The organism is Pseudomonas sp. NPDC089758 (assembly GCF_044748705.1).
Classification (GTDB): Bacteria; Pseudomonadota; Gammaproteobacteria; order Pseudomonadales; family Pseudomonadaceae; genus Aquipseudomonas; species Aquipseudomonas putida_X.
On the sequence record NZ_JBIVGN010000001.1, the window covers coordinates 427,267 to 439,776 of the forward strand.

The 12,510-nt window shown below is 61.9% G+C and carries 12 protein-coding genes; 8 read left to right on the top strand and 4 right to left on the bottom strand.

Features of this window, described 5'->3' with window-relative positions:
* Positions 1 to 194: 194 nt before the first annotated feature.
* A complete protein-coding gene (locus ACIPZH_RS02065; RefSeq protein WP_012313845.1) occupies positions 195 to 1,478 on the top strand; it encodes an FAD-binding oxidoreductase in 1,284 nt (427 codons plus the stop codon).
* Positions 1,479 to 1,538: 60 nt separating this feature from the next.
* On the opposite strand, the gene ACIPZH_RS02070 is transcribed toward ACIPZH_RS02065, so the two are convergent.
* Positions 1,539 to 2,282 carry a peptidase C39 family protein gene (locus tag ACIPZH_RS02070; protein WP_400635005.1) on the bottom strand — a complete coding sequence of 248 codons (744 nt, stop codon included), beginning with the start codon at positions 2,280 to 2,282 and terminating at the stop codon, positions 1,539 to 1,541.
* Between the two features lie 156 nt (positions 2,283 to 2,438).
* Between ACIPZH_RS02070 and ACIPZH_RS02075 the strand changes: the two genes are divergently transcribed.
* On the top strand, positions 2,439 to 2,618 hold the full coding sequence (locus tag ACIPZH_RS02075) for a hypothetical protein (RefSeq protein ID WP_241806497.1): 180 nt from the start codon (positions 2,439 to 2,441) through the stop codon (positions 2,616 to 2,618).
* Between the two features lie 224 nt (positions 2,619 to 2,842).
* Here the strand turns inward: ACIPZH_RS02075 and pobA are convergent, their stop codons facing one another.
* Positions 2,843 to 4,030, bottom strand: a complete 1,188-nt coding sequence (pobA, locus tag ACIPZH_RS02080; protein WP_400634884.1) for a 4-hydroxybenzoate 3-monooxygenase — start codon at positions 4,028 to 4,030, stop codon at positions 2,843 to 2,845.
* 130 nt (positions 4,031 to 4,160) lie between these two features.
* Between pobA and ACIPZH_RS02085 the strand changes: the two genes are divergently transcribed.
* The 3 genes from ACIPZH_RS02085 (at position 4,161) to ACIPZH_RS02095 (ending at position 6,468) form a co-directional block, all read left to right on the top strand.
* Positions 4,161 to 5,039 (top strand): helix-turn-helix domain-containing protein, encoded by an 879-nt coding sequence (locus ACIPZH_RS02085; protein WP_400634886.1) that lies wholly within the window; start codon positions 4,161 to 4,163, stop codon positions 5,037 to 5,039.
* A gap of 110 nt (positions 5,040 to 5,149) precedes the next feature.
* Positions 5,150 to 5,548, top strand: a complete 399-nt coding sequence (locus ACIPZH_RS02090) for a MerR family DNA-binding transcriptional regulator (protein ID WP_012313840.1) — start codon at positions 5,150 to 5,152, stop codon at positions 5,546 to 5,548.
* 20 nt (positions 5,549 to 5,568) lie between these two features.
* On the top strand, positions 5,569 to 6,468 hold the full coding sequence (locus ACIPZH_RS02095) for a hydroxymethylglutaryl-CoA lyase (RefSeq protein WP_400634888.1): 900 nt from the start codon (positions 5,569 to 5,571) through the stop codon (positions 6,466 to 6,468).
* A gap of 532 nt (positions 6,469 to 7,000) precedes the next feature.
* Here ACIPZH_RS02095 and ACIPZH_RS02100 read toward each other — a convergent pair.
* Positions 7,001 to 7,519 carry an MgtC/SapB family protein gene (locus ACIPZH_RS02100; RefSeq protein WP_241806501.1) on the bottom strand — a complete coding sequence of 173 codons (519 nt, stop codon included), beginning with the start codon at positions 7,517 to 7,519 and terminating at the stop codon, positions 7,001 to 7,003.
* Positions 7,520 to 7,731: 212 nt separating this feature from the next.
* Between ACIPZH_RS02100 and ACIPZH_RS02105 the strand changes: the two genes are divergently transcribed.
* From ACIPZH_RS02105 to ACIPZH_RS02115, 3 genes are all read left to right on the top strand, one after another.
* Positions 7,732 to 7,971 (top strand): DUF3203 family protein, encoded by a 240-nt coding sequence (locus tag ACIPZH_RS02105; protein ID WP_241806502.1) that lies wholly within the window; start codon positions 7,732 to 7,734, stop codon positions 7,969 to 7,971.
* 122 nt (positions 7,972 to 8,093) lie between these two features.
* Positions 8,094 to 9,503 (top strand): GntR family transcriptional regulator MpaR, encoded by a 1,410-nt coding sequence (gene mapR / locus ACIPZH_RS02110; RefSeq protein ID WP_349974456.1) that lies wholly within the window; start codon positions 8,094 to 8,096, stop codon positions 9,501 to 9,503.
* Between the two features lie 101 nt (positions 9,504 to 9,604).
* Positions 9,605 to 11,677 (top strand): PAS domain-containing protein, encoded by a 2,073-nt coding sequence (locus ACIPZH_RS02115; protein ID WP_400634890.1) that lies wholly within the window; start codon positions 9,605 to 9,607, stop codon positions 11,675 to 11,677.
* On the opposite strand, the gene ACIPZH_RS02120 is transcribed toward ACIPZH_RS02115, so the two are convergent.
* Positions 11,674 to 12,420 carry an SDR family oxidoreductase gene (locus ACIPZH_RS02120; protein ID WP_241806505.1) on the bottom strand — a complete coding sequence of 249 codons (747 nt, stop codon included), beginning with the start codon at positions 12,418 to 12,420 and terminating at the stop codon, positions 11,674 to 11,676. The genes ACIPZH_RS02115 and ACIPZH_RS02120 overlap by 4 nt on opposite strands.
* Positions 12,421 to 12,510: the final 90 nt, after the last annotated feature.

Consider the following 12,510-nt stretch of genomic DNA (forward strand, 5'->3'; position numbering starts at 1 on the left):
GGTGCGCATTCTACGCATTCCAAAACCGCTGTCAACACTTTTTTTTGCGCTAACCTACTGAATCTTAACCTCTTTATAGAGAAGCGCCGGCCAAGGAGCAGTAAAGGATTTTCAACGGACGACTAGCGGGTGTTTATTATTATTGATAGCATCGGTACATTCGTTAAAAATATAAAACACGAGGTTTCTCGAGCATGGCCAATACCCCCTACCCCCAGTCCTACTACGCCGCCTCGGCCAACCCGGTGCCGCCACGTCCGGCGCTGCAGGGTGAGGTGGAAACCGATGTGTGCATCATCGGTGCAGGCTATACCGGCCTGTCCAGCGCCCTGTTCCTGCTGGAGAACGGCTTCAAGGTGAGCATCGTCGAAGCGGCGAAGGTCGGCTTCGGTGCGTCGGGCCGTAACGGCGGCCAGATCGTCAACAGCTACAGCCGTGACATTGACGTCATCGAGCGCACGGTCGGCCCCAAGCAGGCGCAACTGCTGGGCCACATGGCCTTCGAAGGCGGGCGCATCATCCGTGAACGCGTAGCCAAGTACAACATCCAGTGCGACCTGAAGGACGGTGGCGTGTTCGCTGCGCTGACGTCCAAACAGATGGGCCACCTGGAATCGCAAAAGCGCCTGTGGGAACGCTTTGGCCATAATCAGCTGGAGCTGATGGACCAGAAGCGCATCCGTGAAGTGGTCGCCTGCGACAGCTATATCGGCGGCATGCTGGACATGAGCGGCGGCCACATCCACCCGCTGAACCTGGCCTTGGGCGAAGCTGCCGCCGTCGAGTCACTGGGCGGCATCATCTATGAGCAGACCCCGGCCATCCGTATCGAGCGTGGCGCCAACCCGGTCGTGCACACCCCACAGGGCAAAGTGCGCGCCAAGTTCATCATCGTCGCCGGCAACGCTTACCTGGGCAACCTGGTGCCAGAACTGGCGGCCAAATCAATGCCTTGCGGTACTCAGGTGATCACCACCGAGCCCTTGGGCGAGGAACTGGCCCGCACCCTGCTGCCGCAAGACTACTGCGTCGAGGACTGCAACTACCTGCTCGACTACTACCGCCTGACCAGCGACAAGCGCCTGATCTTCGGCGGTGGCGTGGTCTACGGTGCACGCGACCCGGCCAACATCGAAGCGATCATCCGGCCGAAGATGCTCAAGGCCTTCCCGCAGCTCAAGAACGTCAAGATCGACTACGCCTGGACCGGCAACTTCCTGCTGACCCTGTCGCGTCTGCCACAGGTTGGCCGTATCGGCGACAACATCTATTACTCGCAGGGTTGCTCGGGCCACGGCGTCACCTACACCCACCTGGCGGGCAAGGTGCTGGCCGAGGCACTGCGTGGCCAGGCCGAGCGCTTCGACGCGTTCGCCGGCCTGCCGCACTACCCGTTCCCGGGTGGCCAGATGCTGCGCGTACCGTTCAGCGCCCTGGGAGCCTGGTACTACAGCCTGCGCGACCGCCTGGGCTTCTGATGCTGCTGCCATCACTGGCCTGATCGCCGGCTTAGCGAGGATCAGGCCAGGGTTGGTGGCTTACCTTTGCAGGCTGGCCACGGCCTGCTTCGCCGCCAGTTCCTGGCCCGCGCGGGCCAGTTCATCGGCAGCCTGCAGCCAGCGCTGCCGGTCCACCTGGGCCGGCAGTTGCCGCGGCGGCTGAACCAGTATCGCCCAGCTCCCCTCTTGCGCCCACGCCGACTTGAAATCGTCGAAGGCCATCATCTGCCGCCGGTGCATCCCCGCACGCAGCAGCACCCGCTGCTTGTAACGGTCAAAGCCGATCAGCACCGCATAGCGCGGCTCGCTCCACCACGCCGAACCTTCCTGAAAACGCACCAGCACCGGGTTGCCTGCAGCCACTTGGGTCAACAGAGCGTCCAGCTGTTTGTCCAGCGGGTACACGACCCTGCCGTAATCGCGCGCCACGCGGGGGATGCCGGTGCCCAGTGACTCGGCGCCCTGGGGCAGGTTCAGCGGCTTGTCCAGCAGCCCCGGGGTGATCGGCGCGCCCTGCTGCGAGAGCAACGCCGCCAGCGCCATGGCCCCACTGTGGTTGGCGTTGCCTCGGTAGAACGGCACGCTGCTGATCTCGACCCGCTGCGCAACGCCCTTGACGGCGGTGGGTGGCGTGCCGGCACAACCTGAGAGGCTGGCGGCCAGCAGGCAGGCCACTACCAGGCGGCGCGGCTCGAAAAACCGGGACTTGAAGGAAATTTGCACCATGGACACTCGCTTGTTCTGACGCCAGGCTGCCAACGCCCGGCCTTGGCCGACGATCATAGGATGCCAGTCGACGCGGGTATAGCCCGCTGCGGGCTTGGAACCAAACGAACCAAGCAATAGACCTTCGATAGATGGAACGTCACGCGGCGGGAGCTAGACTAAAGCAATATCTGGAGGGTGAGCCGAAAGCTGACCCAAGAGAAGGAGGTAGACATGAGCCTGACCATGGCAATCCTCATGCTGGTAGGTATGTGGCTTAGCGTCGCTGCCGCCATGCTCTGGGGTGTACTACGCATCGTGCGGCGTCATGCACAGCACCACCACCTGCCACCGCAGGTTCCGGCCAAGCAGCAGCCGATCAATCGGGCGCGCCGTCACGCACAGGCGCATTGATCTTCGCAATTACCCAGGCCCATCGCCGGCAAGCCGGCTTGTATGGACTGCCCCCGCAAGCTGGATACTGATCCAGCCTTGGGGGGCAGCCCAGGCTTTGCACTGGCTTCAACCGCAGCGCAGTACCTGTAGGAGCCGGCTTGCCGGCGATGGGCTGCGCAGCAGCCCTGATCACGCTAACTGACGGCCATTGGTCTGCAGCCCTCTTGTTTGCTCGCAAGCCCCTACACCACCTCTTCGAACGGCAACCCCACGTAGTTCTCGGCAATGTTCACCAGCCCCGCAGGCGAAGACAGGAAGTACTCACGGTCCGCCTCCTGCATCTTCTGCTCCCACGCATCCTTATGTTCACCAAAGTCATGCAGCAACTGGGTCATGAACCAGCTGAAGCGCTCGCCTTTCCACACGCGGCGCAGGGCCAAGGGCGAGTACTGCTGCAGCAGGTCGGTACGCCCTTCGCGATAGACCTTGACCAGGATACGGTACAGATAATTCACGTCCGAAGCCGCCAGGTTGAGGCCCTTGGCCCCGGTGGGCGGGACGATATGGGCCGCGTCACCGACCAGGAACAGGTGCCCGTACTGCATCGGCTCGACCACCAGGCTGCGCAAGGGCGCAATGCTCTTTTCCAGCGCCGGGCCGGTAACCAGGCGCTCTGCCACGTCCTCGGGCAAGCGGGCCTTGAGTTCGGTCCAGAAACGCTCGTCGGACCAGTCCTCCACGCGTTCATCCAGCGGCACTTGCAGGTAGTAGCGGCTGCGGGTCTGCGAACGCTGACTGCACAGCGAAAAACCACGCGCGTGATGGGCGTAGATCAATTCGTGGTTCACGGGCGGCGTATCGGACAGCATCCCCAGCCAACCGAACGGATACACGCACTCATAGTGCTTGAGCACACCTTCGGGGATGCTTTGGCGCGACACACCGTGGAAGCCGTCGCAGCCAGCGATGTAATCGCAGTCCAGGCGGTGGGTCTGGTCGTCCTTCTCGTAGGTAACGTAGGGCCGTTCGCCCTTGAGTTCGTGGGGCCGCACATTGCTGGCCGAATAGATGATCGGCGCACCACTGGCCTCGCGCGCCTGCATCAGGTCCCGCGTCACCTCGGTCTGGCCATAGACCATGACCGTCTTGCCTCCGGTCAGGCCCTTGAGGTCCAGCCGTTGCCGGCGGCCACCGACAAGCAACTCGACACCCTCGTGCACCAAGCCTTCACGGTCCATGCGCTCGGCAACACCTGCCTCACGCAGCAGGTCGACAGTCCCTTGCTCGAGCACGCCGGCCCGGATGCGGCCAAGTACATAGTCTGGTGTCTGTCGTTCAAGAATGACTGTGTCGATCCCAGCCTTGTACAGCAGTTGACCCAGCAGTAGGCCAGACGGACCTGCACCGATGATTGCAACCTGAGTTTTCATTGTTGTTCTCTCGTGTTATTAGATTTCTACTTGCATTTTTACGGGCTGCGCAGGCGGATTAGCTGTGCTATCCGATGGGAAAACTGCACTTTTGTAAAAAGCGTTCGATTAACGGACAGGTCAGTTCTTGATGAAATCGTCACTCCCCGGCGTCCCACTGTTTCAGCTGTATGGCGAAAACCAGGCATGGCCCGGCACGGACCTGCTGCATTGCGAGTCGATCCCGGCCCGCAGCCGCCTGCACCATTGGGAAATCAAACCGCACCAGCACGCCGAGCTGTTTCAGTTGCTGTATGTGCAACGTGGCCAGGCGCAGGTAGAGATCGAGGGCGTGCGCAGTGCCATCAGCGAAGCGGCAATCCAGGTGGTACCACCGCTGACCGTGCACGGGTTTCGCTTCAGTGCCGATATCCAGGGGCATGTACTGACCTTCGGCACCGCGCTGGTAGCCAACCTTGAGCAGCGCCTGGGCGCACCGCTGGGGGTGCTGGCCAAGCCTGCCTGTTACCCGCTGGGCAAGGACCGCGTGCGCCTGCGCGGCCTGATCGACACACTGCAGCAGGAGTACCAGGGCCATGCCCCGGCACGCGCGCCCATGCTCGAAGCCCTGGTGACCGCGCTGATGGTGTGGATCAGCCGTCGCCAGCAATTGGGCCAGGCGCCCCGCAACCGAGACGAACGTGACCGTCAGTTGCTGGGGCAATACCTGCGCCTGGTCGAAGCGCACTACCGTGAGCACCTTTCAGTGGAGGACTTCGCCGCGCGGTTGAAGATCCCGAGCCTGCAGCTCAACCAACTGTGCCGGGCCTTGAGCGGGCAGACCGCACTGCAACTGGTGCACCAGCGGCTGCTGCTGGAGGCACAGCGCAACCTGATCTATACGCGGATGAGCATCGGGCAGTTGTCGGACAGCCTGGGGTTCAGTGACCCGACCTACTTTGCGCGGTTCTTCAAGCGCTTGAGTGGGCAGACACCCAATGGTTACCGTCGCTCGGTCCAGCCAGATTGACTGCAAATGCCTCTACTGGACGGCCAAGAGCGACGCATGCGCAACACCCTGCTTGACGTTTACGTCAACCTGCATTCAGGATACCGTCATACTCCACGCCGAGCCCACGCATGAGCACCCAGACCTACAGCATCTCCGACCTGTCCCGCGAGCTGGACATCACTACCCGCGCCATCCGCTTCTATGAGGAACAGGGCCTGCTCAGCCCGGAGCGCCGTGGCCTGGAGCGCATCTATTCGGCACGCGACAAAGTCAGCCTGAAGCTGATCCTGCGTGGCAAGCGTATCGGTTTTTCGCTGGCCGAATGCCGTGAACTGATCGAGCTCTACGACCCCAGCAGCGGCAACCTCAAGCAACTCAACAGCATGCTGGCCAAGATCACCGAGCGCCGCGCCCAGCTTGAACAACAGATGCTGGATATTCACCAGATGCAACTGGAGCTGGACACTGCCCAGGAACGTTGCGAACAGGCCTTGGCCGCAACCCTGAACAATAACGACAACCGTTGACCCGCCACAGGAACCCCACCATGCCTTTGCCCGAAAAAGTCCGCTTGGTCGAAGTCGGCCCCCGCGACGGCCTGCAGAACGAAGCCCAGCCCATCAGCGTTGCTGACAAGGTGCGCCTGGTCGACGACCTTACCGACGCCGGGCTGGCCTACATTGAGGTCGGCAGTTTCGTCTCGCCCAAGTGGGTGCCGCAGATGGCCGGCTCCGCCGATGTGTTCGCCGCCATCAAGCAACGCGAGGGGGTTACCTATGCGGCGCTGGCGCCCAACTTGCGGGGTTTCGAGGACGCCCTGGCGGCCGGGGTGAAGGAAGTGGCGGTGTTCGCCGCTGCCTCCGAGGCGTTTTCCCAGCGCAACATCAATTGCTCGATCAGCGAAAGCCTCAAACGTTTCGAGCCGATCATGCTGGCAGCGCGCAGCCACGGTGTGCGGGTGCGCGGTTACGTTTCCTGCGTGCTCGGCTGCCCGTATGAAGGCAAAGTCAGTGCCGAACAGGTCGCCCCCGTGGCCAAGGCCCTGCATGAGATGGGCTGCTACGAAGTGTCCCTGGGTGACACCCTCGGCACTGGCACCGCAGGTGATACCCGCAAACTGTTCGAAGTCGTCTCGGCGCACGTGCCGCGTGAGCAACTGGCCGGCCACTTCCACGATACCTACGGCCAGGCCCTGGCCAACGTGTATGCCAGCCTGCTTGAAGGTATCAGTGTGTTCGACAGCTCGGTGGCGGGCCTTGGGGGTTGCCCCTATGCCAAAGGTGCCACGGGCAATATCGCCAGCGAGGACGTGATTTACCTGCTAGAGGGGCTGGGGATTGAAACCGGCATTGACCTGGACCGCTTGATCGCTGCGGGGCAGCGGATCAGCGAGGTGCTGGGCCGGGCCAATGGCTCACGTGTGGCGCGAGCACGCAGCGCACAATGATTCACACGGTCGTCACAAATGTGTGGGTGAGTGTTACCGCCCCCACAGGCCTCAGCAAAAAATCGGGTAACAGGGAAACAATTCGACAGAATTTCACGCCACCCGAATTGGGCGATTCAACTCAACCCATTGATTTACAAAGCTTTTCAAAAGTTGGCACGGCGCCTGCTATATCTTTCGTACAACAACAATAAAAAATGCGACACCCAATAAAAACAACATGTACCGGCTCTGACATAACAAGAACAACACGGCAGAGGCGCAGCAAGCAGATTTTTTTGGAGTAGACACGCTTTTCAGGGGTTCGCCCCGCGGCCTGGCACAGAACAATAAAACTACCTCAAGGTAGCGGCAGCCAGCATCGGATCCTCAGGATGAAAGCAGGTCAGCGCTCAAAAAAATACGTTTGCTCTTGACCCCGGTTGGGGGTCACTCGCAGCACCAAGGCAAGCCTACAAAAACAATAAAAGGTCGGCCTTCAATAATAAGAAAAGAGCAGGCAACAACGCTTTGAGGGGAGCTTCGGCTCCCCTCAGTGCTTCCTGACATCCTCCTCCTGCTGCTTCTCCTCGTCCTGCCCCTCCACCTTCTCCACCATTATCGGCATCGTGGCCAGTACCAGCAGTGAAAGCACTGTGCTGATCAGCGCCGTCGCTTCACGCCCCATGCCTGCAGCGGTACCGATGGCGGCCGTCATCCACAGGCCGGCGGCCGTGGTCAGGCCTTTGACGTGGCTGGTGTCGCGACCATTACCTTTGAGGATGGTGCCTGCACCGAGAAACCCGATACCGGCGACGATACCCTGGATCACCCGGCTCAAGGCCTGCTCGTCGGCACCGGCCATGCTTGGCGCCAGCACGAATAACGCGGCGCCCATCGACACCAACATATGTGTACGCACCCCAGCGGACTTGCCTTTGTGCTCACGCTCGAAGCCCAGAATGGCCCCCAGACTGGCGGCCATCAACAGGCGCAGGATGATACGGGTGACTTCACGCACTTGCGTGATATCGGCGAATTCGGCTTGTATGGTTTGCCAGATCACGTCCATGAAAAATTTCTCGCGGTCATGCTAGTGGCCGGCCCTGGCGCCGTTTCGCGGCTGAGTTCGCGCTCACAGCGCAGCCTTCAGAGCCGCGTACGGCAGGGCTCTTTGAGGGTGGACCGCCGCCGCCCCCACAAAGTGCCCCGCCCGGCGGTTTGATGCAGCAACCGTTGAGTGCCTGCGGTCACAGCTGTAACTGCAACCCGGAGGACTAGCCCATGCCCGTCGAAATCGAAGAAAGCACCCGCCGCTGCACCCTCATAGGCGAAGACCTGCGGATCGAAGGTGATGGCCCGGACATTGAGATCATCACCGATGAACAGTTGCGCATGTCCGTGGCACTGTTGGCAGGCCAGCGCGTGCCGATCACCGAAGCCGAAGCCGACGCGCTGACCGTAGCCGGCGCCGTGGACAGCCGAAAGCATTTGAAGGCGAGCGTTCCTGGCTCGGTAATCTAGAGCGGCTGAAGCACTGACCAGCAACTGATCCGGTTTTTGGTGCATGGCCTGAGCCTGTACTGAAAACCGCTTCGGGCCCATAGTGGGGGTGACTTGCCTGTTGACCCTGCTGCCGAGCCTTCATGAAACGCTACGAACGATTCGCCGATGACATTGCCGAACTGATCCGCTCTGGCGTGCTCGGCCCCGGCCAGCGCGTGCCATCGGTGCGCTACGCCAGCCAGACACATGGCGTCAGCCCGTCGACCGTGTTCCAGGCCTACTACCTGCTCGAACGCCGCGGGCTGATCCGCGCTCGGCCGCGGTCAGGGTATTTCGTCACTGCCCATGCACCGCGTCACTTCTGCGAGCCACAGCCACTGGAGCCGCTGAGCGAATCGACTGACGTGGATGTCAGCGCCCTGGTGTTCTCGATACTCGAATCGATCAAGGACCCGAACACCGTGCCGTTCGGCTCAGCGTTCCCCAGCCCGGAACTGTTCCCGCTGCAGCGCCTGTCGCGCTCGCTGGCCAGCGCCAGCCGGGCCATGGACCCACGCATGGTGGTCACCGACCTGTCACCGGGCAACCCGCAACTGCGCCGGCAGATCGCCCTGCGCTACATGGTTGGCGGGATGATGCTGCCCATGGAGGAGTTACTGATCACCAACGGCGCGCTGGAAGCACTGAACCTGTGCCTGCAGGCGGTCACCGAGCCGGGTGACCTGGTGGCGGTCGAGGCACCGGCCTTCTACGCCTGCCTACAGGTGCTGGAACGGCTCAAGCTCAAGGCAGTGGAAATACCCGTGCAGCCACGCGAGGGCATGGACCTGGCCGCCCTCGCCCAGACTTTGGAAAAGCACCCGGTCAAAGCCGTGTGGTGCATGACCAACTTCCAGAACCCGGTGGGCGCGAGCATGCCCGAGGCGAAGAAACAGGCATTGGTAACATTGCTGCAGCGCCATCAGGTGCCGCTGATCGAGGACGATGTCTACGCCGAGCTGTATTACTCGCAACAGGCGCCCAAGCCTGCCAAGGCCTTCGACACTCAAGGCCTGGTCATGCACTGCGGCTCATTCGCCAAGAGCCTGGCGCCCGGTTACCGGATCGGCTGGGTAGCCGCAGGGCGCTTTGCCCAGAAGATCGAACGGCTCAAGCTGATGACCTCACTGTGCGCCTCGATGCCGGCCCAGGCGGCCATTGCCGACTACCTGGAACACGGTGGGTATGACCGCCACTTGCGCAAACTGCGCTATGCCCTGGAAGGCCAGCAAGCCAACATGCTCGCCGCCATCTCGCGCTATTTTCCGGCGCAGACGCGAGTCAGCCAGCCTTCTGGCGGCTACTTCCTGTGGCTGGAACTGCCCGAACGGATAGACGCGCTGAAGCTGTTCCACATGGCCCTGGCCCAAGGCATCAGCATCGCGCCGGGGCCTATATTTTCGCCCACCCGCCGCTTTGGCAACTGCATCCGCCTGAACTACGGCACCCCGTGGAGCGACACCGCCGAGCGGGCCATGGCAACCCTAGGCCGCATCATCCGCTCGTTCTGACAGCAAAATGGGCATTCGGGCGTAACCTGGCAAAATTACGAGTAGGCGTAGCACAGCCGCAGCGTTAAAGTCTTCATCACGCACTGCTGCCGGACGCTGCCATGCCTGTGAACGAGATGCTTGCCCTGCGCGAAGAAATCGCCACCTTGCGCCAACGTATCACGCAGCTGGAAGCCGAACTGCAGCAGCATTCGCCGCTAGGCCTGGATGTTTACCGCTTTCTGTTCAATACCATGGACGAAGGCTTCTGCATCATCGAATTCATTGACGGCCCCCATGGCCCGCTGAGTGATTTCGTGCACGTGCTCGTCAACCCCGCCTATACCAAGCACGCCGGCATCGCGGACGCGACCGGCCAGAAAATGCGCGACATATTGCCTGATGAAGCCGACGCGTGGGTTGCCCGTTACGGTCCCGTGCTGCACACCGGTGCCCCCCAGCAATTCGAACAGGAACTACGAGCCAGCGGCCGCGTTCTGTCAGTAAGCTCTTTTCGTATCGAGCCGCCGGAGCGCCGGCAGGTTGCGGTTCTGTTCAAGGATGTGACCGAGCGGTGCAATACCGAGCAGGCCCTTGCCCAGCTCAACGCTCACCTGGAGCAACGGGCAAGCGAAGCCATGGCGCAGCGCAGCCTGTTCGCAGAGCTTATCGACCAGAGCGCAGCCAACGTGCACGTGCTCGACAACGGTATGCACTGGCTGGCCGTCAATCGCAAGGCCAGGGAAGACTTTCGGTTCCTGTACGGCCATACACCGGTAGTCGGCGCCTACATGCCGTCGCTGATGGGTGACAATGCCGCAGATCGCGAGACGATCCTGCCCTTATGGCGACGCGCACTGCAGGGCGAGCAGTTCACCGAGATCGGTGCATTCGGCCAGCAACCAGAACAGCGCCATTATGAACTGCGCTTCAATGCCCTGCGTGACGCTGCTGGGGCCCCGGTGGGCGCTTACCTGTTCGCCTACGACATCAGCGACCGCGTACAGGCGCAACAACGCCTTGCCAACGCAGAGCAGGCCTTGCGCCAGGCGCAAAAGATGGAGGCCGTCGGGCAACTCAGCGGCGGTATCGCACATGACTTCAACAATTTGCTCGGCAGCATCCTCAATACCCAGGAACTGATCCAGCTGCGCCTGCAGCAACAGCGCTATACCGAGCTGGACAATTTACTCGACATGTCCAACAGCACGGCCAAACGCGCCTCATCCCTGGTGCAACGACTGCTGGCATTCTCGCGCCAACAAACCCTGCAACCACGCGCTACGGAGGTGGCAGAGCTGCTAGGCGGCATGCAGGAGCTGGTACGCCGAACGATCGGCCCCTCCATTTCCCTGCACAGCCGGTTCGCTCCTGAACTATGGCCCACCTTCATCGACCCGCCACAGTTGGAAAGCGCCCTGCTCAACTTGTGCATCAATGCACGTGACGCGCTGCCTGACGGGGGTGTCATCAGCATCCATGGTGACAACGTGGCGCTGCACAATGATCAGGCACGCCCTTTGGGGTTACCCAGCGGCGACTACGTGCGCCTTAGCGTTGTCGACAACGGCTGCGGGATGACCGAGGAAGTGATTGCACGTGCCTTCGACCCTTTTTTCTCCACCAAACCCATCGGCAAGGGCAGCGGCCTGGGGCTGTCGATGACCTATGGTTTCGTGCGCCAGTCCGGTGGGCAGTCACGCGTGCTGTCGCAACCCGGCATGGGCACACGTGTTGAATTGTACCTGCCGCGCCATCACCAACAGCCCACGGCGCAGCCCCAGGCGCCCAAGGCCAGCGCTCTGGCTCAACACCGTGCCAACGGGCAGCGCATCGTGCTGGTGGAAGACCAGCTAGCCCTGCGCGTGGTGATCAGCGAGGTACTGCAAGAGCAGGGTTACCGGGTCAGCGCCTTCGAGAATGGGCGTGGCGCCTTGGCACACTTGGAACACAGCGAACGGCCGGACCTGCTGATAAGCGACATCGGCCTGCCCGACGGCCCCAACGGTCGCCATGTGGCGGAGCACTACCGGCGGCAGCACCCCGACCTCAAAGTGCTGTTCATTACCGGCTATGACAACAGTGCGGCGCTGGGAGGCGGCCCGCTACTCCAAGGCGCTCATGTGCTGGGCAAGCCGTTCGAGCTGGACGTGCTGGCCGAGTGCGTGCAGCAACTGCTGAGCGGTAGCGATTAGCGCCCGCCGCCAAGGTCGAGAAAGCTGCCAGTGGAATAGGACGCCTTGTCCGACAGCAACCAGAGAATGGCCTCGGCCACTTCTTCCGGGCGACCGCCACGCCCCATGGGCAAGCCAGGTTCCAGCTTGGCGACACGGTCGGGGTCGCCGGACAGGGCGTGGAAGTCAGTATGAATGTAGCCTGGGCGCACGCCATTGACCCGCACACCCTCACCTGCCACTTCCTTGGCCAAGCCAAGGGTGAAGGTATCGAGGGCGCCTTTGGACGCGGCGTAGTCCACATACTCGTTGGGTGAGCCCAGGCGTGCAGCCCTTGATGACACATTGACGATGGCCCCACCTTGGCCACCGTGGCGGCGGGCCATGCGCAGCAAGGCGTGCTTGGCACAAAGCATCGGCCCGACGACATTGGTTTTCATCACCTTGAGCAGGCGGAACTCCGACATGTCTTCGACACGGCTCTGCTGGCCGATGGTGCCCGCGTTGTTCACCAGTGCGGTGACGGCGCCGAGCGCTTCATCGACGCGGTGGAACAGCTGGATCACCTCGTCCTCGACACTGGCGTCTGCACGCACACAAATGGCCTGGGCGCCGAGTGCGCGGACCTGGGCAAGAATGGCGTGCGCGGCCTGGTCATCGGCGTGGTAGTTGATGCAGATGCGGTAACCCTCACGGGCAGCCTGCAGCGCGGTGGCGGCGCCGATGCCACGGCTGGCGCCGGTGATGACAATGACTTTCTCCATGGGCCTGCCAAATCACGTGGGAACATAGGTTCGACAATAGGGGAAAAGCCAGCCTCTTGGAATGACCCAGCACAACAGCTCAGGCAATTT

What these genes read in the sequence shown, in the direction of transcription:
- ACIPZH_RS02065 (WP_012313845.1), top strand. Translation starts at nt 195, where the DNA reads ATGGCCAATACCCCCTACCCCCAGTCCTACTACGCCGCCTCGGCCAAC.
- ACIPZH_RS02070 (WP_400635005.1), bottom strand. Translation starts at nt 2,282, where the DNA reads ATGATCGTCGGCCAAGGCCGGGCGTTGGCAGCCTGGCGTCAGAACAAG.
- ACIPZH_RS02075 (WP_241806497.1), top strand. Translation starts at nt 2,439, where the DNA reads ATGAGCCTGACCATGGCAATCCTCATGCTGGTAGGTATGTGGCTTAGC.
- pobA (WP_400634884.1), bottom strand. Translation starts at nt 4,030, where the DNA reads ATGAAAACTCAGGTTGCAATCATCGGTGCAGGTCCGTCTGGCCTACTG.
- ACIPZH_RS02085 (WP_400634886.1), top strand. Translation starts at nt 4,161, where the DNA reads ATGAAATCGTCACTCCCCGGCGTCCCACTGTTTCAGCTGTATGGCGAA.
- ACIPZH_RS02090 (WP_012313840.1), top strand. Translation starts at nt 5,150, where the DNA reads ATGAGCACCCAGACCTACAGCATCTCCGACCTGTCCCGCGAGCTGGAC.
- ACIPZH_RS02095 (WP_400634888.1), top strand. Translation starts at nt 5,569, where the DNA reads ATGCCTTTGCCCGAAAAAGTCCGCTTGGTCGAAGTCGGCCCCCGCGAC.
- ACIPZH_RS02100 (WP_241806501.1), bottom strand. Translation starts at nt 7,519, where the DNA reads ATGGACGTGATCTGGCAAACCATACAAGCCGAATTCGCCGATATCACG.
- ACIPZH_RS02105 (WP_241806502.1), top strand. Translation starts at nt 7,732, where the DNA reads ATGCCCGTCGAAATCGAAGAAAGCACCCGCCGCTGCACCCTCATAGGC.
- mapR (WP_349974456.1), top strand. Translation starts at nt 8,094, where the DNA reads ATGAAACGCTACGAACGATTCGCCGATGACATTGCCGAACTGATCCGC.
- ACIPZH_RS02115 (WP_400634890.1), top strand. Translation starts at nt 9,605, where the DNA reads ATGCCTGTGAACGAGATGCTTGCCCTGCGCGAAGAAATCGCCACCTTG.
- ACIPZH_RS02120 (WP_241806505.1), bottom strand. Translation starts at nt 12,420, where the DNA reads ATGGAGAAAGTCATTGTCATCACCGGCGCCAGCCGTGGCATCGGCGCC.